Below are 20,845 nucleotides of genomic sequence, written 5' to 3' on the forward strand. Positions count from 1 at the left end.
GGCTTTTCCGTACATAGAGCGAACAGGGCGGGGCTTTCAGCCCGCTGTTCGCTGCCTTTTTTCTTTCGCCAATATTACTCCGCAGAGGGGCTTTGCTACCCGCTGGCTGCGCTATTTTTCTTTTCCGCTAAAGATACATTTGAAAAGCCGTCAGCTACCCGCTGGACAGAGATTTTTCAAAATTTCTTTTGCCTTAGTAATCCGGGAACGGGGATTTTGGCAACCGGCGGGACAGAAAAATTTTGCTTTCACTTCCTACAACGGAGAGATTTTGAAAATGCCAAATATCCGGGCGGGAAAATTTCTCCCCTCATTTACTACTACAACCGGCAGGGGGCAAAATGGCCGGGAGCCAGAACGGGCAACAAAAAAAGCAGCAAATCTTTTTCAGACTTACTGCTTTCGCTGGTCGCCGGTGGCGGCTGGTATTCAGTTTTGAAAGTTTAGGGCTGGCTGGTATGACGATAACGCGTTTAGCAAATAAAAACTTCTCATCTCAAATCAAAAAGAATACTTTCATAGTCCTTTACAAAATACTTTATATTTGTGCGTCCTTTCTGAATAATTGTGTGGCCTTCCGCTTCCAACTTTTCCTTTTGTGCCTCTACACCGCCGGGATATTTTGCGTTCAATTCCCCGTTTGCCTTTAAGGTTCGCCAATACGGGGTTTCATCTTCAGAACGCTGGTAACTCGCCCATGCTGCAATAGATACAAAAATCCCGGCTGTAATAGGCTCTGTGAAATCCGCTCCATTCAGTTTAGCAAAATATTCACGGATTTTTCCGACAGTGATTACTTTGCCATAAGGAATTAGTTTCATCACTTTATCATATTCGATTGGTGGGGCAAAATACATTCTGCTTCCGCCATATTTCTCAATGCTTTTCTGGTCGGTAATAATCTGAAATTTAGGCATATCCTTGCTATCATGTAGCATGGCATTAAAATCTTTTTTATCTTCATTCGCCATCTCTCAACACCTCCTGCCTTAATTATAGTGGAGCAGATTATTCCATGCAATGAGACGGTTTGAAAATCAGCTTGATTTTTTTCTTGTCTGACATTGGATATAACTCAACGGTCAAAGCGAAATTTGAACAGCGCGGCAATGAGCCGCTGCTTCACATAGTCCTCCACCTCGGAGTTGACCTGTCCGTTTATTTTGGAGAAGTAGCGGATATATCCGGCGTAGTGGGAAAGAACCGTGTCGATTGCGTCCGGGTCGCCCTCATGGGCTTTAACGATTGTTTCATAGGGGAGAAGTTTACTCATGGTCGTTTCCCTCCATGAGCTGGCTGGAGAGGACAGAATGAATGTCATTTGAGTACGTCCGTTCTCGGAAACATATCCACTTCGCTTTTGGCACTATCGGTATACGGGAACATATCCAATCTCTCTCTGGAATGTATACCATACTTTTAAAAGGCAGAATAGCATTTTAACTTATGCTACCCTACCTATAACTAAACATTTACAGTTGCATGTGGCCTATTGTTTTTAGCCGTTAAATATTTTATAACTATTAAATAGCGATACAAATTGTTCGAAACTAATATTGTTTATATCATATATTCTCGCATGTTTTAAAGCTTTATTAAATTGATTTTTTGTAAACAGTTTTTCATACTCTTTGTTAACCCATTTCATTACAAAAGTTTCATATTTTTTTCTCTCTTTAAATGCCATTTTTGCTGGCTTTCTTTTTAATACAATTAATGCGCTATCCACTTTAGGTTTTGGATGGAAATAATACCTAGGAATTTTTGCTAATATAGAAATATCTACCTCTGCCATTAACAGCAATGCTAGTGATCTGTTTGTATCTAATAACCTTTTAGCAAAACCATATTCCACTATTAAATAACTTATTGTGGCTGAACTTTCAAAAACAATTTTTCGAATTATATTTGTGCTTATGTTGTAAGGTATGCTGCCAAATATTTTATATGGATTGTGGCTAGGAAATGTAAATTTCAGTATATCATCATTTACTATTTGATAGTTAGGATAATTTAAGAGCTTATTACGAGTTACCTCACATAATTTAGAATCAATTTCTATCGCCGTAACAAAATTACATCTCTTTACCAATTCAGCAGTAAAATGACCTTTCCCTGCACCTATTTCAAAGATGTTATCTTTTTCATCTAAACTTATGCAATTCATTATTTTTTCTATGTGATATTTTGAAGTAATAAAATTTTGACTATCTTTTATATTTACTTTGTTCATTATAACCTCTCCTTAAAGGTAAGCGCCTAATATAAGGGTATCTGTTCGCTTGGTCATATATTTGCCATAATAGTAGTAATCACATATGCCAGCATTTTACTCTATGATCCGGCGCTAGGATCTAGCAGTAAGCAAGCATTTTACTACAATTATGGAGGTTACATTTATGCAGACAGAAAGACGAACTGCCGATGAGCAATACCGGCTCATCATGGAATGTCGCAGCAGCGGACTAAGCGATTTTCAGTGGTGCAACGAGCACGGGATCAAACCCGGTACATTCTACAACTGGGTCAAGCGGCTTCGCAAAAAATCCTGCTATGATATTCCGCCGGCAACAGGCCGGGGAGGCTATAAGCCTTCGGAACAACAGGATGTTGTCAAACTTGAAATCGTTGACCAGCCTGTTCTGCACGAAGAGACACCACAGCTTTTAAGCGTGCTTCCGGATCATACGGATACAAACTGTATGGAAGCAACTGCTGAGATCAAACTCGGCTCCGCCCTGATCAGGATTTCAAATGATATAGATCCGGCACTTTTAGCACAGATCATCCGGTCTGTGGGAGGTGCATCATGCTAGGCGACATTACAGCTGCAACAGATATTTATATCATTTGTGGCTACACCGATATGAGAAAATCAATCGATGGTCTGTGCGCCATCATCAGAGACCAGCTTCACTTTGAACCGGAGCATACCACCGCGCTCTACCTTTTCTGCGGCAGACGCAATGACAGGATAAAGGCACTCCTTCATGAGAATGACGGTTTTGTGCTTTTATATAAACGCCTCGATCATAACACCGGAAAATACCGGTGGCCACGTAACCGTGACGAGGTGAAAACCATTACATGGAGGCAGTTTGACTGGCTCATGTCCGGTCTTGAGATCGAGCAGCCAAAGGCAATAAAAAGTGCCTGAAACGCTTGATTTTTCTAGGCTTTTGCACCTGTTTATGGTACAATAGAAGTATCAAAAAACGGAGCAGAAGACCATGCCTTCAGGAGTAAAAGATATCCAGCTCTTAGAGCTTAAGGATACAATCTCACAACTGAATAAAACAATCAGCACTCAGAACGAACTCATAAGTTCATTGCAGAAGATGCTGGAAGAACGCAATGCGAAGGACAGTGAAAAAGACCTTCTGATCGCGAATCTCCAGTCTCAGCTTGCGTATCTTAAGAACAAGGTCTTTGGCTCAACCAGTGAAATACGCCATGACCAGCTGGACGGACAGCTGAATCTGTTCGGTACACCCGTCGGTGATGAAAAGCCTGCGGAAGTGATCGAACCGGAAGTGATCAGCGTCAAGGGGTATACCAAAGAGCGGAAACCCAAGGCAACCTATGATGACAAGTATAACTCTGTGCGCTCCATTTGTAAACATTTTTTTACGGATATAGTAGGACTGTCTATCAAATTTTTCTGTGTTTCTTTACGACACATGAGCATTCGCGCCGGGGTTGTCATTGCCGTAGCCCTCGAGTAAGTTAATTACACCCCAGATGCCAAGGCCAGCGCCCAGCGCGATGACGAGGGTCTGCAAAACGGTGATCGCCTGAGTAAAAAAAGCCATAAATAAAATTTAGCCGGAATCGTGTTTGGTTTGGTTAGTCATGTGTCATAGGCATACAAAAGCCGGACAATCTGCCCCGGTGTCCGGGGCCTGATTCCGGCTGTCCTCCTTTTTTCATTATTTTGTGTGACCGTCCGCTTTGTACGCCAATGGCCCCAGTGGGGCAGTTGCGGCGAATAGATAAGATCCCTCCCTTCTAAAGCGGAACATCAATCGTCGGCTGCGGCGTCGATCTCATACACGTCGCAGACCTGGTTGGGTTTGAGCTTCAGCCGGGCCCTGAGAAAGCCTTCAATGTCAAAGGCGTTCTTCGGGTCCGCATCGGCTGTGTATTTGTAATTGGGGTGCTGGGTGATGTCGTACTTGTCCGAGAGGAAAGGCCGCACCCCGCGCAGCTGGAGGATGCACTTGCCGCCGTCCATGACAGCCAGCTCATCCTGGCTCATCAGCGCCTTGCCCAGTTTTTGATAGTTGAGCGAGTGGGAAGTCTCCCGCCCCCGGCTCTCGCCAGTGTTGAACGTATCGATGGTCTCTTTTCCCAGCACGGCCTCCAGCTCCTTCAACGTGGTCGGTTCCTTGCCGCCCAGGAAGATGGAGCTGTCCATATTGCCGATGATGGTATCGGCGTTGTCCTTGTAGATGGCCTTGAGCTGAGACTGGGCTTGCAGCACCAGGCAGGCGGAGATTTCGCGGCTGCGGATGGTGGCCACCAGCTTTTCCAGTTTGGGGATCTGGCCGATGTTGGCGCACTCATCGATGAGGCACCGCACATGGACCGGCAGCCGCCCGCCGTACACATCGTCGGCCTTTTCGCAGAGCAAGTTAAATAACTGCGTGTAACACATGGAGATCAGGAAGTTAAAGGTATCGTCCGTGTCGCTCATAATGAGGAACAGCGCCGTCTTGCGGTCGCCCAGGGTGTCCAGCTCCAGCTCGTCGTAGGACGTGACCTCCCGCAGCTCGGCAATGTCAAAGGGGGCCAGCCGGGCCCCGCAGCTCACCAATATGCTCTTAGCGGTTTTGCCCGCGGCTAATTTATATTTGGCATATTGCCGCACCGCAAAGTGGTTGGGGTCCCGTTCCTTCAGCTCGTCGAACATCAAATCCACCGGATTCTTAAATTCCTCATCGTCCTCCCGGACCTCCATCGCGTTGATGAACTCGATGAGGGTGGAGAAGTTTTGCTCTTCCACCGGCGCTTCGTAGTGGATGTAGCCAATGAGCGCGCAATACAGCAGAGTCTCCGCTTTGGTCCAAAACTCGTCCCCGGCTTTGCCTTCGCCCTTCGTATTCGCAACTAAGGTCGTGACCAGCTTCAAAATATCCTTTTCGCTATGGATGTACGCGAAAGGATTGTAGTGCATACTTTTGGCAAAGTTGATGGTGTTCAGCACCCTGATTTGATACGGCTCATACACGATTTTGCCGTTTTTGTCCTTCACCGGCTTGCCGTCCTTACCCAGCTTGGGCGCGCCCCGCTGAAGCATTTTGCCGCACTCCACCAAAATGGTGCCCTTGGGGTCTGTGACCACATAGGACGAGTGCATCTGCATCAGGTTCGGCTTGAGCCAGAACCGGGTCTTACCGGAGCCGGAGCCGCCGATTACCAGAACATTTTTGTTTCTGGCGGTCTTGGGGTCCTTGGGGCGGCTGTTCATGGTCAGGCTCTCGGTTTTGGTCAGAATCACATTGTTCTGAAACACCGGGTCTATGTAGGGAGCGATGTCCTCATGGGTCCCCCATGAAGCGTTTTGTCAAGTGCTTTTTTGAGTTATTGACGCAAATTATCGTGAAAGTGCGAAAGTGCAAAGTGCAAAGGGTCTGCGTTTTGCACTTTCAGATTGCGGGTTCGGGTGGCTGCTTCTTCTTGATGAAGTTATACCATTGACCGCCGACACGCCTTGCTCCTAAAATGCCGCCCATGTTGCGCTTGGCGTTCTGTACCGTCCTCTCGGATATTCCGGCTTCGGCTGCGGCTTTTACAATGTCCTCACTGGCAAGCTCTTTCCCGTCTGCAAGCAGGTCAAGTATCAGCCGTTCCGCCTGTTCGGTCTTGGTGGCGGTGTTTCCGCCCGCGCCGGACAGCAGCTCGTCGGCGGTGATGTCATATTCGCCTATCCATGAAAAGCCCGTTTCCGGGTCAAGGCAAAAGGCAACGGGCTTGCCCTCCGGCGCAAGGGAAGATTTGTCATGGACGATAACGCGCACATTCGGTTCTCGCTTCACGCGCCCGATAAGAAGCACGCTCCTTGCTGCGGCGCGGAAGTCGATAGAACCTAAGCCCCGGTATGCGCTCTGCCCTCCGGCAGCTTTGTTGAGATGTCCGATAAGGATAACGGCGCACCCGGTACGCTCGGCAACATCGGCAAGGCGGCGGAACATGGGGCGCACTTCGTTTGCCCGGTTCATGTCGGTTTTTTCGCCCATGTACGCCTGTATGGGGTCAAGGATAATCAGCCGCGCCCCGTTCTGCGTGATTGCCTTTTCTATGCGCTCATCGGACAGGGTAAGCTCCCGCTTGGCTTCATCAATCACAAGCACCCGGTCAAGGTCTGCGGCGGCTTCTATCAAGCGGGGCTTGACGGTATCGCCCAGCCCGTCCTCGGCGGTCTGGTAAATTACTTGGAATGGCGGCAAGGGCTTCATTCCCGGCAGCGTTCCCCCGGTGGTGCAGGCGGCGGCAAGGCGTAGGGCAAAAGTGGTCTTGCCCTCGCCGGGATTGCCCTGCACAATGGTTACTTTCCCAAAGGGAATATACGGCTCCCATAGCCATTCAACGGTCTGTGTGTCAACCTCGCTCATGCGGATAATCTCAACGGTTTCTTCCTGCGGCGGCTCTTTCAAGCCGTAAATCGCTTCCCGGATATACTTCCCGTCTGTGATTTCTGCCCGGTGCTGCAATACCTCGTTCCAGTCCTTGTAAAGCGGCACAAGGCGGTGGACGGTCAAGCCCTCCGGCACAAGCTCCGCGAGGCGGCTGCAAGCATCGTTTCCGGCGTTGTCGTTGTCAAGGCAGAGGTAAACAGTCTTGATGTTCGGACGGCCAGAGAGGAAACACAGCAGGGCTTTTTCTCCCACGCCGCCCAATGACAGGTAGCTTTGCTTCTGCCATTCCTTTTTGAACAGGCAGAGGAAAGATAACAGGTCAATGGGGGCTTCAAAAACAAACAATCTTTCGCCCTCGCCCCGGTAGCAGAAGTTAAAGGCTTTGTCGCTGCCTTTCACATCAAGCCGGAAGCTCCCGGCTGTGCCGCGCTGGTGGGCGTAGCGTGGTACTCCGTCCTCGTCCCGCCCTACGAATACGGCGTTGTGGTGGGCGGCTTCCTCGTAAATATCCCCGGTGGCAAAGAAAAAGCCCGTCACATCTTCATCAATGCGGCGGGCGGCTGTGAGGTAGTTCCTCGCTGTGCTGTTGTCGGGGCTGCGGGGTGGCAGTCGGAAGTCAGAGAGGGGCGCGGGGCTTGGTCTGTCCAGCGGCGGGGCGGCTCCTTTTTCTCCTGTCAGCATTTCAACGGCTTCGGTAAAGCTCTTGCCGAAAAACTCCATGACAAAATCAATGGGTGCGCCGCCCTTGCTCTGGCTGTGCCTGTACCATTTGTTTCCCCGGACGGTCAGGCTGTCGTGCCGCTTCCAGCGGTATTCATTCCCGGCGCGGGTAAGCTGCTCGCCCTGTGATTGCAGGAAAGAAACAAGGTCGGCTTGGTTGGCGCGGTCTATCTGTTCTTGGGTGTAATACATGGCTGATACCTCTCTTTCTGTGGTTGAATTGTTCATAGGTTTTGAGTATAATGAAATCGACAAATCGGGATTTTTGGAGGTAGATGGAAATGAATAAGGAACAGCTATACGCAGCACAAACAGCAATGATTGAGTGGTTATCTGACCCTCATGAATTAGGAAAAAAGCCTTTCAAAATTGAATGTGCAGGTGAATTTGATTTTAATGAAATGCATTATTACATTTTCAAATTCAAAGCGTCGTTGCTTGGTAAATGGCTTGTTGGTGTCTGTGGTGGTTTTGAAGATGATGATTTAGAACTATGCGGACATATTTTCAGCAATATGCAAGAATATAATGAAACTACTGCTAAAAATGAATGTATTACAATGGTTGAAAATATTATGGCATACTGGAAAGAACAAGCCGCCAAATATAATAACCAATAATACAAAGTCCAGTTTATCAGAAAGCATTTAGGGCGGACAAGCAAAATGGCTTGCCCGTCCTTTTCTTTATCGCTCCTGTTCGTGCCGCTTGGTGCGGCTCTGCGTCTGCTCCGGCTGGTCGGCGCGGAGTGCAATATCCACGCATTTGCGGATTTTTTGAAGCTCGGCAACCTCGGCGCGGGTATCTTTCAGTTTGGTATAATCGCTGTCCCTCTGCGTTTTGAGGTCAGCATATTCCTGTTCCCATTCCGCAATAGGCAAGGTCTTTGTTCCTTTCGGCAGATTTGCATGGAGATAGCGGTTTGCCGCGTCCCATAGGGTAAGCTCGGCGCGGCGGGCTTCCGCAAACTTCTCCTGTTTTCCTTTCCAGCGGATTTGCCGATACTCGTCCTGTATGGGCTTGTAGGTTTGATAATTTCTGCCGTACTCCATGAGCTTTTGCAGTTCTTTCATGCGCTGCTCGGCGGTTTTCATTCCCTCCCGGATTGAATAGGCTCTATCACTGACAGAGGAAAGAGAAGCGTCCAGCTCGTCAAGATTAGAGATACCATGCTCGGAAAGATAGTTGACCGCTGCCGCTATGGTTTTCAGTTCATCGGCTGTGTGCTGTTGTTGCCAACTCTGCGAATACTTCCGGCTCTTTTCTCTCTGAATGCTCAAATACTTCATCAACAGATTTGCAAGGTTGGGAGATTGCGGCGGCTGTTCCGGGGCGGTTTCCCACGCTTTGAACAGGTCGGCAATCCATTCCTTGAGCTTCCCAATCTGCGCCCGGATTTCCCGGATAAGGCGGTTTGTCTTTTGAATACTGCGGTTCAGTTCGCCTTTCTCGGTGGCGATACCTTTCTTCTCCATCTGGCAAGCCGCCACGCCCATGTGGACGGTGGGTATCTCGTCAATGCCGCGCTCGGCGTTGCTGCGGTGGTCGATACGCTCCGGGCTTCCGTTCCTCTCCAAAAAGTCGTTGGTAAAGTCAGCCCATGCCTTGCGCCACAAGAGGGTGTTGTCTTTGTCGTTCCAGCCTGTGAGGTCAACCTTGTGGGTCTTGTATCTGCCGCTTGGCAAGTGGATACGCTCGCCGTTTTCGTCAAGGTCATATTCCTTTTTGGATTTCGCCGCCCATGCTCCGCGCTCGTCAAGGGGGCGCATAGTCAGCATGATATGACAATGGGGATTGCCGCTGTCGGTGTCGTGAATGGCGTAATCGACGCACATTCCTCTGGAAACAAATTGAGAGGAACAGTATTCCCGGACAAGCCGGATCTGTTCCTCTCTGGATAATTCTGTGGGGAGCGCCGCGTCAATCTCTCTGGCAAGCTGGGCGTTCCCGGCTTTCTCGTAAAGCTCCACGCTGTTCCACAAGGTTGAACGGTCAGCGAACGAGGGCGGTGCGTGGGGCGGCAACATGATTTCTGTATGGACAACGCCGCCTTTGCGAGTGTAGTCATGGGTCATTCCGTCCCATTCGTTTGTCAGCTTTTCGCCGCTTCGGTAGGCGGCTGCGGCAACGGCTGATTTGCCTTTTCCTCGGCTCACAATGCCGATGTTCCAATGGTAAATGGCTATGGGTATCACCTCCCGGATAGGATAATAAAACCCGCAAAAATGGTACAGACGCCAACGGCGGGTGTACTGTTTTTGTGGGTGTGCAGGGATAGCCGCGAAGCGGCGCAAGGGGTGCAGCCCCTTGTTGCGGCAAAGCCGCCATATCGGAGCGCGGGGAAAGTTCCCTGTGCGGAGATAAGCCCTCGGCAGAGCGCACACGCCCGTAAGGGTGTATAAGTGCGCCCTTTGTTCCAAAGGGATTATTCGCTTTTCCTGCTTTCGGCTCGTTTTTTCAGATATTCCCGTACCGGCTCACTCGTCAAGGCAAGCCGGAGAAGTGCTGTGGCTTCCTCGTCGGTCATGTTCTTTGCTTCCGGCACAATGCTTTCAAAGACCGCGCCCCGGACGATAAGGCGGTGGCTGCGTGTTCTGCGTTCCTCTTTGGATAGCTTTTGACGCAACATCTTTTCCCGGTTCTCAAACTGCCGGATTTTCTTCTTTCCGTCCTCAATCTCGGCTTGCAGTTCTTCACGGGTTTTCTCTCTCGGTTTTGTCATGGCTGGTCACTCCTTTCTGCCCGTCGGCATAGAAAAAGGACAGCCGATTTCTCGACTGTCCCTCTGTAATATTTTTTGTGCTTACTTCAATAATTTAATATCTACAAGTTGCTCTGCCCATATCGTTAAAATGGTTGCTGGCTCTCCCGTATACATTACCTCTACACGGTCGCCAAGCGAATAATCCCCGGCAGATTGTCCGTCTGGCAGGTCAATTCCATATACGCTGCTATATTCCGGGGCCTGTTCCTTATCCAAACGAACTCCTATGTGATTTGCGTATGGGTCGATTACAACAATTTCACCTGTGATGGTGTTGACAGAGCCGCTGTTTTGCTGTGCTTTTTCAACTAAGACTTGCAGGCATTTCGCATAATCCTCCATTGAAATATTTTCCGAACTGACCACGAAGGCAACGTCATTTTGCAGAAATTCAGCATAATAGCAATCTGTTCCATTTTCATTTGTGTAGTGGAAAACTGCAAGCTCCCTGCCATTGATTTCTGTAAATTGTAACTCGTCCGCACTTAAATCGAAAACATCTGAAGTGTGCTTAAACACTTTAGAAAGGACGATGTTTATGTCCTGCGTTCCACCAGAATTTCGGAACTCAATAAAATTCCCATCATAATAAATTCCACGATTATCTGTTTGGTAAATACCAAAATCATTGCTCTGGAGTGTAAGGTAGGGAAGCGTTTCTGTAATTGGGAGTGATACATCAAAATATCTGAGCAGTTCTTCATAAGACATTGCGGTATAATCATCTGCCATAAGAGCGATACTTCCACTCGTGGCATTGAGTTCCTTAATTTCATTGAGGTTAAGACTAATACCTTGCTCAGGATTGTCCGACTGATTATCCGGGTTTGTAATGATTGGCGGTTCATATTCTGGCTGCGGCGTAGTTTGACTTGGAAGTTTCCACAAAGTCGCAAATGATACTGCTAACACAATAGCGGCACAAGCTGCTAAAGATGTAAACTTTACCCACCCATGCTTTTTACAATGGTAGTTTGCGGCTTCCTCATAATACTTGTCGTTGACTTCGCTCATGGCTTCGGAAAACAATTTTGTGTTCATACTAATACCTCTCTTTCAATCAAATATTGCTTCATCTTCTGGCGGATTAGAGCAAGCCGGACGGATACATTTTTTTCAGAGATACCTACGCGCTTTGCTATATCCGCGTAGGTATCTGCATACGCATAGCGGCGCATGAAGATAACGCGCTCTTTTACGGTCAGCGTATCCAAAAATGCTTCGATGATACGGGCTAACTCTCTGGCTTCAATTTCATCTTCCACGGTTTTTTGGTCTGCGATACAGCCCTCGATTTCCTCTAAGGCAATCGTATAGTGTCCGCTTCGTTTGGCTGCTTCCTTTCTCCAATAGATTTTGAGGGAAATGTTTCGCACTATTTTCACAATGTAACTAAGCAACGGGTTCGGGCGTACCGGGGGAATGGCGTTCCATGCGCCTAAGTAAGCGTCATTGACGCATTCCTCTGCGTCCTGTCGGCTGTTCACGATGTTATACGAGAGGTTGTGGCAGATTTTTCCGTATTTAATGTCCAGCTCCCGTATGGCTTGCTCGGAACGCTCAAAAAATAACTCAATAATTTTTTCATCATCAATCATTGCGCCACCTCCTTTCCGGCTTCACCTATATACTACGGTTTTCGCGGCAAATACTAAATGAAAGAGAAAAGTTTTTCAAAAAAATTATATCATACTTCGCGTGAGATTGCTCGCGGCAGCTTTCGCCGCTTCACTGGCGGCTCTCCGGCGTTCCTCTCTGTATGGGGCGGTCAGACGGAAAGAGAAACGCCCCTTGCGGATTTCAAACTCCATGCAGCCCGTGTCCGGGTCTGTGTCGGTCTGGCGGCACTGGTCGGGGTGCTGTCCGGCGTAGGCGGCAAGCCGCTTCTTTAAGTCGGTGTTGTGGGTGCGGATATGGATAAGGGGGTCTTTCTCGTCAAACCAAATATCGGTGGTCTTTTCCCGCTTCGTAAGCCCTGTTCTCATAAACTCTCCTTTCTGCGCCCCTGTTACGCAATAGGGACATTTTTCGGGTGTTTTTCCCGGCTCTTGACTTGGGGAAAATGAGGATTTTCAAATAGAAACCGCTCAGACAGGGAATGGTTCGTCGGGGCGGCTGTTATCGCAAGATTTCTGTTTTTTCCGGCTCTTGACCGTCAGACGCGGATAAACGCGAGCTGTCGGCAAGCACCAGTTTGAGCAGCTTGTCGCGGAATGTTTCTGTGCTGCTGTGATTGAAAAATAACTCCGCAACAATGGTCTGCCCGTTCCTCTGGGTCGTGATGATACTGTCGGGGGTCTGTTCTGCCATAGGCGGCTCCTTTCTTTGGGCGCAAAAGAGGGATTTCCCGTAGTTCGGAAAATCCCTCTTGGTTGACGGTTATTCTGTTTTACTGTGTGGGCTGTGCGGCGGCTGCCTGCGCCTTTCTCCTTGCCCGGTATTCCCGCGCTTTCATGCGGTCATACTCCCGCTGCCTTTCAAGGTTTCGCGCCCGGTACTCCCTTGAATAGTTGCGGTGGTAGGCGCGGCTCTTTTCCTTTTTGGCTTCTTCGATTTCCTCCCGCATTTGCCGGATTCCCTGCTCGGTCGGCTCTGCAAGCTGTGTCACTTCGTTCTCAAACTTGCCAATATAATTGAAATATATGCTGATGTGCTGGATTGCGTATCTCGCCCTTTTCTGGTCGCGCTCATGCACTTCAATCCGGCTGATAAACTCGTTGAGAATGGCGGGGGTTAGGTCGGTAAAGGCGGCATGGCGTTCCGTCAGCTTCAAAAACTTCTGCGCCCGTCCTCCCGCGTTCTCATAAGCGGATAGCTGCTCTTGGAGCGTGGCAAGCTCCGCTTTCAGCGCATAGTATTCTTCCGAATACTTCTGCGACATCTGCTCATAGCGGTCTTGCGGGATCGTGCCGAGGGCGTTGTCCTCATAGAGCTTATTCAGCACCTTGTCAATCTGTTCAAGGCGCGTCGTGATTTGCGGGATACGCTTCTGCTGCTTCTTGGTCTGGTCGGTCTGCTGCATGGCAAGGTTCTTTTTCACTAAGGCTTCAAACTCCGCCCGGTTGCTGATAGAATAGTCCTCGATTTTCTTCAGCACTTCCGCGATGGTCTGCATGAGCAAATCCGCGTCCATGATGTGCGGGGAATTGCATTTGGGGTTTTTGGCTTTTCCCTTGTGGTACTCGCTGCAAAAAGCAACGTGCCGCTTGCCGCCGTTCCGGTAATCTATACGAATGTGCATTTTTGCGCCGCAGTCCTTACAGAAAAGTAAGCCGGACAGAGGGTGGATTTCCCCGTCCCCGTTGGGGCGTCTGACGGGCGCGTTTTCCAAAATCCGCTGTACGGTTTCAAAATCGCTGCGGCTGATAATCGGCTCATGCACATTTTCTGTGATGTGCCACTGGCTCCGGTCTACATAGTGGTTATGCTTATCCCGGAAATGCTTTGTAGTCTTGAAGTTGACTACATCTCCGCAATACTCCTGCCGTGTGAGGATATTGGTCAAGGTGGCTTTGTTCCACTTGCAGCGGTTATCCTCGTTGAGCGTCTTATTTTTACAGGTTCCCCGCCCTCGGTCTTTCATGTAGAAAGTGGGGGTTGGGATTTGCTCCTGTGTCAGATATACGGCGATTTGGTTTCGGTTCTTCCCGCCGATAAACAGACGGAAAATCAAACGGACAACCTCGGCGGCTTCCTCGTCGATTATCCAAAAATCCTTGTTGTCCGGGTCTTTGACATAGCCGTAAGGGGCTTCGGTGACAATCGGCTTTCCACTCATGCCTTTGGTCTTAATGCCCGTTTTCACTTTCTTGCTGATGTCCTTTGCGTACCACTCCGACATGATATTGATAAAGGGCGCAAACTCCAATGTGTCGGGCTTCTCACTGTCTATCCCGTTGTTGACCGCGATAAAACGCACATTGTTCCGTCTGAATATCTCCATCGCGTTGCCGACTTGGAGATAGTCGCGCCCCCAGCGGGTGAGGTCTTTCATAATGCAGACACCGATTTTCCCGTTTTCCACATCGTCCATCATGCGGGAGTAGGCGGAACGGTCAAAAAATCTGCCGCTTTCGTCATCGTCGATGTAGTGCCGGATATTGGTTAGGTGCTGCCCTCTGGCATAGTTCTCCAAAAATATTTTTTGGTTCTGTATGCTGTTGCTCTCGCCGCCGTCCCTGTCCTCGTCGCCCACGGAAAGGCGGGAGTAAAGGGCTGTAATTTTGCTATAATCAGTCATGTGCATAACCTCCTGTGCGTCCATGTATGTGTCATTTACACTTAAAATTATGCACTCCATCGTGCGGACCCGTACTCCATGCCGTGTCGGTACTTCTTGGCGTTCTTGCTCTTGAGATAGACTGCAAGCCGCAGGCCAGTGCCGCAGCACAGCCCCACCAGCAGGTCCAGAGGGTGTAGGCTGGGCCACCAGCTGGCCAGCGCCACCGGCAATGTGGAGAAAAACGAGAGCATCTTGGCCGAAGCGTCCGCGCCCTGGGCCATCCGCCAGGCTTCCCCCAGGTTGGTGGCAAACAGGCCCAGCAGAAAATAGGGCAGGTTCAGCAGAACCAGCTTTTTCACATTCAGCTGCTTCATCGTTCCAGCTCCTTCCGGCGGGTGCGCTCCGTCACGGCGTTTTTCACCAGGTCTTTGAACTGGGCGAGCCGCTCCAGCACCGATGGGCGCTCTGCCTTCTCGGCCTTCTCGGCCTTTTTGACCTTCTTCTGGGTGTACTCCGAAAATGCTGCCGTCAGAGCGTCGGCGTCGCGGGCCTTGAAGAAGATCAGGTACTTGGGCGGGTCGGAGCTGCGGTCCTTCTTTACCGCATAGTCCACGCCGTATTTCCGGGCGATGCGCTCAAAGTCCTTGATGGACGGGTCGGTGATCTCGATGTTGGAGACGCCCTGGTTCTGCCCGATGAGCTGCTTCACCGTCTGCTTACCCTTTGGGGTGACGGGGGCATCCCGGCTGCGCTGCTTCTCCAGCTTTTTCTCCCTGCGGTGGGCCATGTACTTGGATATGGCGGCTTTGAACAGCCTGCCGGTGAACTTGGTTCCGCTGACGATCAGCGTCAAAGTCCTGTTTTCCACTTCCTCCTGCATTTTTCTCGCCTCCTTTCGCGGTCATGCAGTGGGTGGTCTGGATGCTAGGGCGGGACCACCAGCCACCGCAGCAGATACCGGCCCGTCATACCGTCACCAGGATCAGGTCCCGCAGACCGGCGAAGTAGAGCTTGCCTTTGGGCGTCACCAGCGTGTAGGACCCGGTGTGGCCGTTGCGGTAGAAGTCTTTTACGCAGAAGAGGCCCTCGTTGCTGCTTTTGGCGTAGGGCAGCACGCAGCCGGAGGGGGTGCGGTAGACAAACCGCCGCTCCAGCAGGAAGCGGACAAACCGGCGTTCCGGCACAACCAGCTCCTTGGCGGTGGTGCGCAGGTTGGTGCTGTGGTGCAGGTCGATGAACAGGTCGTAGTAGACGGCCTTGCCTTGCAGCCGGGCATTGTCCTCCCGCAGGGCCGCATTCTTCTCGCGCTCAGCCATCAGGTCGGTGCAGAGCTTCAGCAGCGCCTCCGGCGAAGTGGCGACCTCCCACAGCTTCTCCTGGGTCACATAGGCCCCATGCTTGCGGATGCTGGGCAGCACCTCGTCGAACACCCAGCGTTCAAACCGCTCCGCCGAGGGCAGCTTGCTATGGACGATGAGGCGGTACACGTCGCCCTCCGGGAGAAAGAGCATCTCCACCATCTGCACAGCGGGCGTTCCGTCCGCCTTTTTGCCGGTCTGGACCCCTATGGAACGCTTCGTTCCATAGCGGGTATGGTCGCGGACAGCCTTGCGGGGATTGGTATATCCCAACGCAGTTGCCACATCCGTTCCGCAGAACAGGTATTTGCCGTTCTCCTCAATGACGCGGATGCTGCCAAACTCCGGGTTTCTGAAAATTTCCATCTGGTTCATGTCGTTCCTCCTTCGGCAAAATACAAAAGCGGCCGTCACCAGCCGCCTGCGTTCATATCGTGATTCACTTGTGCGGTGTAGCTGTTGCTCATGGTGGTGGGCGCGTTGAACAGCACGGTCAGCAAATATTGCTTGATGTTGCGCACCTGGGTGGTGTTCTTGTGCATACAGTCCATGACAAATTCGATATGGGAACTGTCCAGCTTCAAAAAACGGGAACGCACAACCTCATGGGTGAAGTCCGCCCCAGCGATGCGGGTGGTCTTGCGTCTGGCGCAGACCGTCTCCACGATCAGCTCCACGATCTCGTCCAGGTCCTCCCGGTAGGTGTCAAACTCCCGGCACAGGTGGCCGTACTCGATGTTCTCCAGAATCAATTCCCGATAACTCTGCATTTCCTCCGCCGACATCGCATCCCTTCCTTTCCGTTCCGGCGGTTTGGCCGCCGCAGTTCCCCGGAAGGGAATGGAATGGGTACTAGGTACATCCGTTGTTTGTTTTTGGGTCTTAGATTTCTCTATATTTAATTCCGCGGGCTTTTCCGTATCCGGTTTATCCAGATCCGGGTTTCCCGTATCTGGTGAAGCCGTATCCGGCTGGGACGTATCCGGTTCCCTGGGCTGGGGCTGCTCGTAGATGACATACTCGGTGTCGCTGATGCGGCCCTGCCGGTCCCGCAGCTGGTGACGGACGATATAACCGGCGGCCTCCAGCTCCCGCAGCGCCCCGCCGATGGCGTCTACACCCTCCTTGCAGATCTTTGCCAGGCCACGGGTGGTGTAGTTCCAGTCCTCCGGCAGGGACAGCATCATGGAAAGCAGCCCTTTGGCTTTCAGGGAGAGCGTTTTGCTGCGCAGGTGGTAATTGCTCATTACGGTATAATTTTGATCCGCTCGATACGAAAAACGGCCATAGACCTCACTCCTATCTAAATTTCTCAGGGCACGAAAAAAGCCGCAATCCTGAAAAAGAATTGCGGCTGTCAGCGGTGATTCAGTTTGCTCCTGCGCCGGTAGGGGCGCTTCGGCTTCGGCGGCCGGTCAAACGGGCCGGTTCCCTGAGAAAAGGGGAGGGTCTGAAGGATACGTTCAATGTCGGCAGATTCCATGTCGCGCTGGGAGCGGCACTCTTCCCGGATTGCTTCCCGGATTTGTTTGATCGTACACATATTCAATCCTTTCTCGTCGATATGGGTAATCTATCAGCGGCGGCGGTGCTTCTTTTTCGGTTTGAAGTCGAGGATATGCCCTTCAATAACGCGGGCGCACCGCTTGATTTTGATCTCGCGGCGCTGCTGGCTGGCCAGGGCGGCCCCATAGCCGTCCTCAGTGAGAAACAGACGAACTTCATCGCCGGGGCTGCCGTAGGGGGTGCGGGGCTTGCGGACGGAAAACTCAATCATCCAGCGGGTCTCATCTCGAAATCGCTCCACAGCCAAAATGTTATGTCCTTTCAGCTCGCGGGCTGAAATATCCCTCATAGGCGGCTCCTTTCTCAGCGTTCATGCTGCTGCTGGCGTTTGCGCTGCCACTGTTCCAGCAGTTTGATGATGGTCTCCTGCATTCGGGCTGGCGTGTAGCTTTTGGGGAAATACTTGCGCAGGGTGTCGGTGGTAAACGTCACCTTGTCCAGGTCGCTTTTCTTTTCCTCGCCCATGATGGCCCGCATCACGTCGATGGAGAGGCGGCCCTCCTGGCTGAACTTTTTCAGCCGCTGAGCCTGGGAGAGCGAGGGGGTGGCCTGCTCGCTGTCCATCGCGTCCAGAAGCTGTATCTGTTCCTCCTTTTTGAGGAAAGACAGCTCATAGGCCGGGTTGAAAGCGATTTTCTTCTCGTCTACCATGTCCAGCAGTTCGGGGATTAGCTCGGTCAGGCGGATGTAGCGTTGAATGTTCCTAGCACTGTCTCCTGTTTGAGCAGCCAATACATCTCTACTTTTTTGACCAGCCTGCAACTTGTGGCCAACTTGGCCACAAGTTAAATCAGCGCGGGCACCCTGATGGTTCATGGCCTCCAGCTTCATCTTATAAGCAAAAGCCCGCTCACTGGGGAGCAGGCTTTCACGCTGAAGATTGCTGTCCACCATGATAATGGTGGCCTGGTCGTCGTCCAGGTCGCGGACAATGACCGGCATGGTATCCTTGCCCGCCAGTTCGCTGGCCCGGTGCCGCCGGTGCCCGGCTACCATCTCATAGCCGCCATTGGGGTCCGGGCGGACAATACCAGGAACCAGCACGCCGTACTGCCGGATGCTGTCTGCGGTCTCCATCATGGATTCATCGTCGCGCACCTTGAAAGGATGATTTTTGAATGGGTGTGTTTCAGACAATGGCAGCTCTATGACTTTCTCCCGCTGGGCGTCGGCACGGCCTTCCTCAGTACTAAACAGATCATCGACTGAGGCCAGCTCTACTTTTTTCGCGCTGCTTTTCAAGTTTTATCACCTCCCGCGTCAAATTATGATAGGCTTCGGCCACCTTGCCGCCGGGGTCGTGGGCGAAGATACTCTTGCCCTCGGCACTGATCTCCGCAGCCCGGACAGACCGGGGAATATCCGTAGAAAAAACTTTAATATTGCTTCCATAGGCTTCCCGAATCAATGTGCTGATTTCCTTCGCGTAATTCGTCCGGGAATCCACCATAGTCAGAAGAATGCCGTCAATCTGGAGCTTGGGGTTCAGCTGCCGCTTGACCTTGTTGATGGTGGACAGCAGCTGTTCCAGGCCCTTGGCGGGCAGATACTCCGCCTGGACGGGGACTATGATCCTGTTGGCGGCGGCCAGCGCGTTGACCGTGAGCATACCCAGGGAGGGCTGGCAGTCAATCAGGATATGGGAATACTGCCCCTTCACGGTGTCCAGATACTGCCGCAGGATGGTCTCCCGGCTCATGGCGTTCACCAAGCTGACCTCCATGCCGGAGAGCTGGATGTCGGCGGGCATCAGGTCCACACCCTCCGGGTGGTGCAGGATGCCCTCGCCAGGACGCAGCGGCTCGTCCATCAGGATGCGGCCCATCGCGTCCGAGAAGGTGAAGGGCAGCTTGTCCGGCTGCGGGTTGCCCAGACTGATGGTCAGGCTGGCCTGGGGGTCAGCATCCACCAGCAGCACTTTCTTTCCAGCCTGGGCCAGCCCTATCCCTAAGTTGGCGCAGGTCGTTGTCTTTCCGACGCCGCCCTTCTGGTTGGCGACGGCGATGATTTGCGTGTTCATAACAATCACTCGTTTCTGAAATGAAAAAAGGGAGAATGTGACGTAAATCAACATTCTCCCGAAGAAACGATATGCGATTGTGTACTTGCTTGTCCTATATGGGTTCAGCTTTTAGGGAGCCACCCCACCGCAAACCCGCATGAATACTGGATTTTTGCTTGTTTGTCTTTCCCTTTCCCCAATAACCTATGTTCAACGAGTATTATGCGAAAGACATTTCCAAGAAGCGCCGGATTGTGAACAAGATGAAAGGAAATGCAGGCGTTCCGCTTTCTCCGCCGCCCTACGGTTACATCAAAAACCCAGACGATCCCCGCTTTTGGGTGGTAGAGCCGGAGGCTGCCGAGGTGGTGCGCCGGATCTACCGCATGGCGCTGGAGGGTTACGGGCTGGCGGAAATCGCCGCCCGCCTTGCCGCCGATGGTGTGGTCAATCCCACCTATTACTGGCGCAGCCGTGGAACAAGCCGGGGCGGGTCGAAAAGCACCGTGGAGCCTACCAAGTGGGGGCATACCACCGTCAAGAAGATCCTCACCTTGCAGGAATATTGCGGCGATGTCATCAACTTCAAAAGCTACTCCAAATCCTACAAGATGAAAAAACGGATCGAAAACCCGGAGGAAAACCGGGCGATCTTCCTCAATGTCCATGAGGCTGTCATTGACCGCCAGACTTGGGAAAAGGTGCAGGCGCTCCAAAAAGGGACGCGCCGCAAAAAGCCCACGGTCACGCAGGAGCCCAGCGTATTCTCTGGCCTGCTGAAATGCCCGGAGTGCGGCGGCAACCTCAATTTCCACTTCAACCAGAACAACCACGACATCAAGTTTTTCAGTTGTCAAAATCATAACTCCGGCTATCGCAAGTGCAGCAAGACGCACTATATCCGGCTGGACTTCTTGGAGCAGGTCGTTTTGTACGAGGTCAAGCGGCTGGCCTGCTTCGCCAGCGAATACGAAAATGACTTTATCAAGGCCATGATCGGACGCTCGGCAAAGGTTGCGGAAAATACCGCGCTCCGCAAGCAGCGGGAGCTGGACGCTCTGACCGCCCGTGACCGGGAACTGGATATGCTCTTTGAACGTCTCTATGAGGACAATGTGGCGGGCAAGATCGACGATGTCCGGTTTGCCAAAATGTCCAAACGCTACGAACAGGAGCAGGGCGAGAACGCAAAGAAGATCAAGGCGCTGCGGCTGGAACTGAAAAAGGACGAAAGCAAGCGCATGGACATTGACGATTTCCTTGAAACGGTGCGGCGGTATACGGACGCGACCACCATTACAAAGCGTATGGTCGCAGAGCTGATCGACCACATTGAGGTGTACCACGCCGAAAAGCAGGACGGCGTTACCAATCAGCGTGTCGTGATCTACTACAACTGCATCGGCGCTTTCGATGTGCCGGATCGCCGGAAGATCCCGGAGGCCGACATTATCATGGAAACGAGAAAAGGCGTAGCACTCAGCTACGCCCCGGAACAGGTTGCAGTATGAACTTTTCAGGAAATAAAAAAGCAGAGTGTCCCTTACAGGATACTCAGATCCTATAAGGACACTC

General features: G+C 51.4%; 23 protein-coding genes and 4 pseudogenes. 6 read left to right on the forward strand and 21 right to left on the reverse strand.

Annotated elements, in window-relative coordinates; all coding sequences use genetic code 11:
- Window positions 1-216 precede the first annotated feature (216 nt).
- Window positions 217-447 carry a hypothetical protein gene (locus ACEVJL_RS12580; protein WP_158024444.1) on the forward strand — a complete coding sequence of 77 codons (231 nt, stop codon included), beginning with the start codon at window positions 217-219 and terminating at the stop codon, window positions 445-447.
- A 44-nt stretch (window positions 448-491) separates the two neighbouring features.
- Here ACEVJL_RS12580 and ACEVJL_RS12585 read toward each other — a convergent pair whose 3' ends face one another.
- The 3 genes from ACEVJL_RS12585 to erm(G) all read right to left on the reverse strand — a co-directional run bounded on the left by ACEVJL_RS12585 (window position 492) and on the right by erm(G) (window position 2,233).
- Window positions 492-971: an MGMT family protein gene (locus ACEVJL_RS12585; RefSeq protein WP_075704894.1), complete on the reverse strand. Its 480-nt coding sequence runs from the start codon at window positions 969-971 to the stop codon at window positions 492-494.
- A 104-nt stretch (window positions 972-1,075) separates the two neighbouring features.
- Window positions 1,076-1,273 carry a helix-turn-helix domain-containing protein gene (locus ACEVJL_RS12590; protein ID WP_075704895.1) on the reverse strand — a complete coding sequence of 66 codons (198 nt, stop codon included), beginning with the start codon at window positions 1,271-1,273 and terminating at the stop codon, window positions 1,076-1,078.
- A 225-nt stretch (window positions 1,274-1,498) separates the two neighbouring features.
- The gene (gene erm(G) / locus ACEVJL_RS12595; protein WP_014387027.1) at window positions 1,499-2,233 is read right to left on the reverse strand and encodes a 23S rRNA (adenine(2058)-N(6))-methyltransferase Erm(G); all 735 of its coding nucleotides are present in this window, start codon (window positions 2,231-2,233) and stop codon (window positions 1,499-1,501) included.
- A 166-nt stretch (window positions 2,234-2,399) separates the two neighbouring features.
- Between erm(G) and tnpA the strand changes: the two genes are divergently transcribed.
- The 3 genes from tnpA to ACEVJL_RS12610 all read left to right on the forward strand — a co-directional run bounded on the left by tnpA (window position 2,400) and on the right by ACEVJL_RS12610 (window position 3,725).
- The gene (gene tnpA / locus ACEVJL_RS12600; RefSeq protein ID WP_075704896.1) at window positions 2,400-2,816 is read left to right on the forward strand and encodes an IS66 family insertion sequence element accessory protein TnpA; all 417 of its coding nucleotides are present in this window, start codon (window positions 2,400-2,402) and stop codon (window positions 2,814-2,816) included.
- Window positions 2,810-3,157, forward strand: coding sequence for an IS66 family insertion sequence element accessory protein TnpB (gene tnpB, locus ACEVJL_RS12605; RefSeq protein ID WP_075704897.1), 348 nt, complete (start codon window positions 2,810-2,812; stop codon window positions 3,155-3,157). The genes tnpA and tnpB overlap by 7 nt, the downstream gene beginning before the upstream one ends.
- Window positions 3,158-3,338: 181 nt before the next feature.
- Window positions 3,339-3,725: an IS66 family transposase gene (locus tag ACEVJL_RS12610; protein ID WP_374738080.1), complete on the forward strand. Its 387-nt coding sequence runs from the start codon at window positions 3,339-3,341 to the stop codon at window positions 3,723-3,725.
- Here ACEVJL_RS12610 and ACEVJL_RS12615 read toward each other — a convergent pair.
- From ACEVJL_RS12615 to ACEVJL_RS12625, 3 genes and pseudogenes are all read right to left on the reverse strand, one after another.
- Window positions 3,684-3,812 (reverse strand): annotated as a pseudogene (locus tag ACEVJL_RS12615) (Maff2 family mobile element protein); the annotation flags it as partial. The gene ACEVJL_RS12610 and the pseudogene ACEVJL_RS12615 overlap by 42 nt on opposite strands.
- Window positions 3,813-4,021: 209 nt before the next feature.
- Window positions 4,022-5,563 (reverse strand): annotated as a pseudogene (locus ACEVJL_RS12620) (VirD4-like conjugal transfer protein, CD1115 family); the annotation flags it as partial.
- Between the two features lie 85 nt (window positions 5,564-5,648).
- On the reverse strand, window positions 5,649-7,550 hold the full coding sequence (locus tag ACEVJL_RS12625) for an AAA family ATPase (protein WP_374738061.1): 1,902 nt from the start codon (window positions 7,548-7,550) through the stop codon (window positions 5,649-5,651).
- Window positions 7,551-7,639: 89 nt separating this feature from the next.
- Between ACEVJL_RS12625 and ACEVJL_RS12630 the strand changes: the two genes are divergently transcribed.
- Window positions 7,640-7,978 (forward strand): hypothetical protein, encoded by a 339-nt coding sequence (locus ACEVJL_RS12630; RefSeq protein ID WP_117492758.1) that lies wholly within the window; start codon window positions 7,640-7,642, stop codon window positions 7,976-7,978.
- Window positions 7,979-8,044: 66 nt separating this feature from the next.
- Here the strand turns inward: ACEVJL_RS12630 and mobQ are convergent, their stop codons facing one another.
- The 15 genes and pseudogenes from mobQ to ACEVJL_RS12705 form a co-directional block, all read right to left on the reverse strand.
- On the reverse strand, window positions 8,045-9,652 hold the full coding sequence (gene mobQ, locus ACEVJL_RS12635) for a MobQ family relaxase (protein WP_374738062.1): 1,608 nt from the start codon (window positions 9,650-9,652) through the stop codon (window positions 8,045-8,047).
- A 131-nt stretch (window positions 9,653-9,783) separates the two neighbouring features.
- Entirely contained in the window at window positions 9,784-10,080 is a 297-nt protein-coding gene (locus tag ACEVJL_RS12640) for a DUF3847 domain-containing protein (protein WP_173795276.1), read from the reverse strand.
- Window positions 10,081-10,161: 81 nt separating this feature from the next.
- A complete protein-coding gene (locus tag ACEVJL_RS12645) occupies window positions 10,162-11,163 on the reverse strand; it encodes a hypothetical protein (protein ID WP_118227472.1) in 1,002 nt (333 codons plus the stop codon).
- A complete protein-coding gene (locus tag ACEVJL_RS12650; RefSeq protein WP_112146635.1) occupies window positions 11,160-11,720 on the reverse strand; it encodes an RNA polymerase sigma factor in 561 nt (186 codons plus the stop codon). Before ACEVJL_RS12650 ends, ACEVJL_RS12645 begins: the two co-directional genes overlap by 4 nt.
- Before the next feature lie 84 nt (window positions 11,721-11,804).
- The gene (locus ACEVJL_RS12655) at window positions 11,805-12,107 is read right to left on the reverse strand and encodes a hypothetical protein (RefSeq protein ID WP_374738063.1); all 303 of its coding nucleotides are present in this window, start codon (window positions 12,105-12,107) and stop codon (window positions 11,805-11,807) included.
- 133 nt (window positions 12,108-12,240) lie between these two features.
- Window positions 12,241-12,432, reverse strand: a complete 192-nt coding sequence (locus ACEVJL_RS12660; protein WP_006060444.1) for a transposon-encoded TnpW family protein — start codon at window positions 12,430-12,432, stop codon at window positions 12,241-12,243.
- A 79-nt stretch (window positions 12,433-12,511) separates the two neighbouring features.
- Window positions 12,512-14,386 carry a recombinase family protein gene (locus ACEVJL_RS12665; protein ID WP_374738064.1) on the reverse strand — a complete coding sequence of 625 codons (1,875 nt, stop codon included), beginning with the start codon at window positions 14,384-14,386 and terminating at the stop codon, window positions 12,512-12,514.
- 32 nt (window positions 14,387-14,418) lie between these two features.
- A pseudogene (locus ACEVJL_RS12670) lies at window positions 14,419-14,718 on the reverse strand (VirD4-like conjugal transfer protein, CD1115 family); the annotation flags it as partial.
- Window positions 14,715-15,224 (reverse strand): PcfB family protein, encoded by a 510-nt coding sequence (locus ACEVJL_RS12675; RefSeq protein WP_374738065.1) that lies wholly within the window; start codon window positions 15,222-15,224, stop codon window positions 14,715-14,717. The gene ACEVJL_RS12675 and the pseudogene ACEVJL_RS12670, both read right to left, overlap by 4 nt.
- Before the next feature lie 85 nt (window positions 15,225-15,309).
- Entirely contained in the window at window positions 15,310-16,077 is a 768-nt protein-coding gene (locus ACEVJL_RS12680) for a BRO family protein (RefSeq protein ID WP_374738066.1), read from the reverse strand.
- Window positions 16,078-16,112: 35 nt separating this feature from the next.
- Window positions 16,113-16,990, reverse strand: a pseudogene (locus ACEVJL_RS12685) (DUF6017 domain-containing protein).
- A 69-nt stretch (window positions 16,991-17,059) separates the two neighbouring features.
- Window positions 17,060-17,245: a hypothetical protein gene (locus ACEVJL_RS12690; RefSeq protein ID WP_374738067.1), complete on the reverse strand. Its 186-nt coding sequence runs from the start codon at window positions 17,243-17,245 to the stop codon at window positions 17,060-17,062.
- A gap of 33 nt (window positions 17,246-17,278) precedes the next feature.
- Window positions 17,279-17,557 (reverse strand): DUF5720 family protein, encoded by a 279-nt coding sequence (locus tag ACEVJL_RS12695; RefSeq protein ID WP_374738068.1) that lies wholly within the window; start codon window positions 17,555-17,557, stop codon window positions 17,279-17,281.
- Between the two features lie 14 nt (window positions 17,558-17,571).
- Complete coding sequence (locus ACEVJL_RS12700) at window positions 17,572-18,510, reverse strand: ParB/RepB/Spo0J family partition protein (protein ID WP_374738069.1); 939 nt, start codon at window positions 18,508-18,510, stop codon at window positions 17,572-17,574.
- Window positions 18,467-19,288 (reverse strand): ParA family protein, encoded by an 822-nt coding sequence (locus tag ACEVJL_RS12705; RefSeq protein ID WP_374738070.1) that lies wholly within the window; start codon window positions 19,286-19,288, stop codon window positions 18,467-18,469. The genes ACEVJL_RS12700 and ACEVJL_RS12705 overlap by 44 nt, the downstream gene beginning before the upstream one ends.
- A 245-nt stretch (window positions 19,289-19,533) precedes the next feature.
- Here ACEVJL_RS12705 and ACEVJL_RS12710 point away from each other — a divergent pair, with 245 nt between their 5' ends.
- Window positions 19,534-20,781, forward strand: coding sequence for a recombinase family protein (locus ACEVJL_RS12710; RefSeq protein WP_374738081.1), 1,248 nt, complete (start codon window positions 19,534-19,536; stop codon window positions 20,779-20,781).
- Window positions 20,782-20,845: the final 64 nt, after the last annotated feature.

The sequence above is a fragment of the Flintibacter porci genome (assembly GCF_041925195.1).
Classification (GTDB): Bacteria; Bacillota; Clostridia; order Oscillospirales; family Oscillospiraceae; genus Lawsonibacter; species Lawsonibacter porci.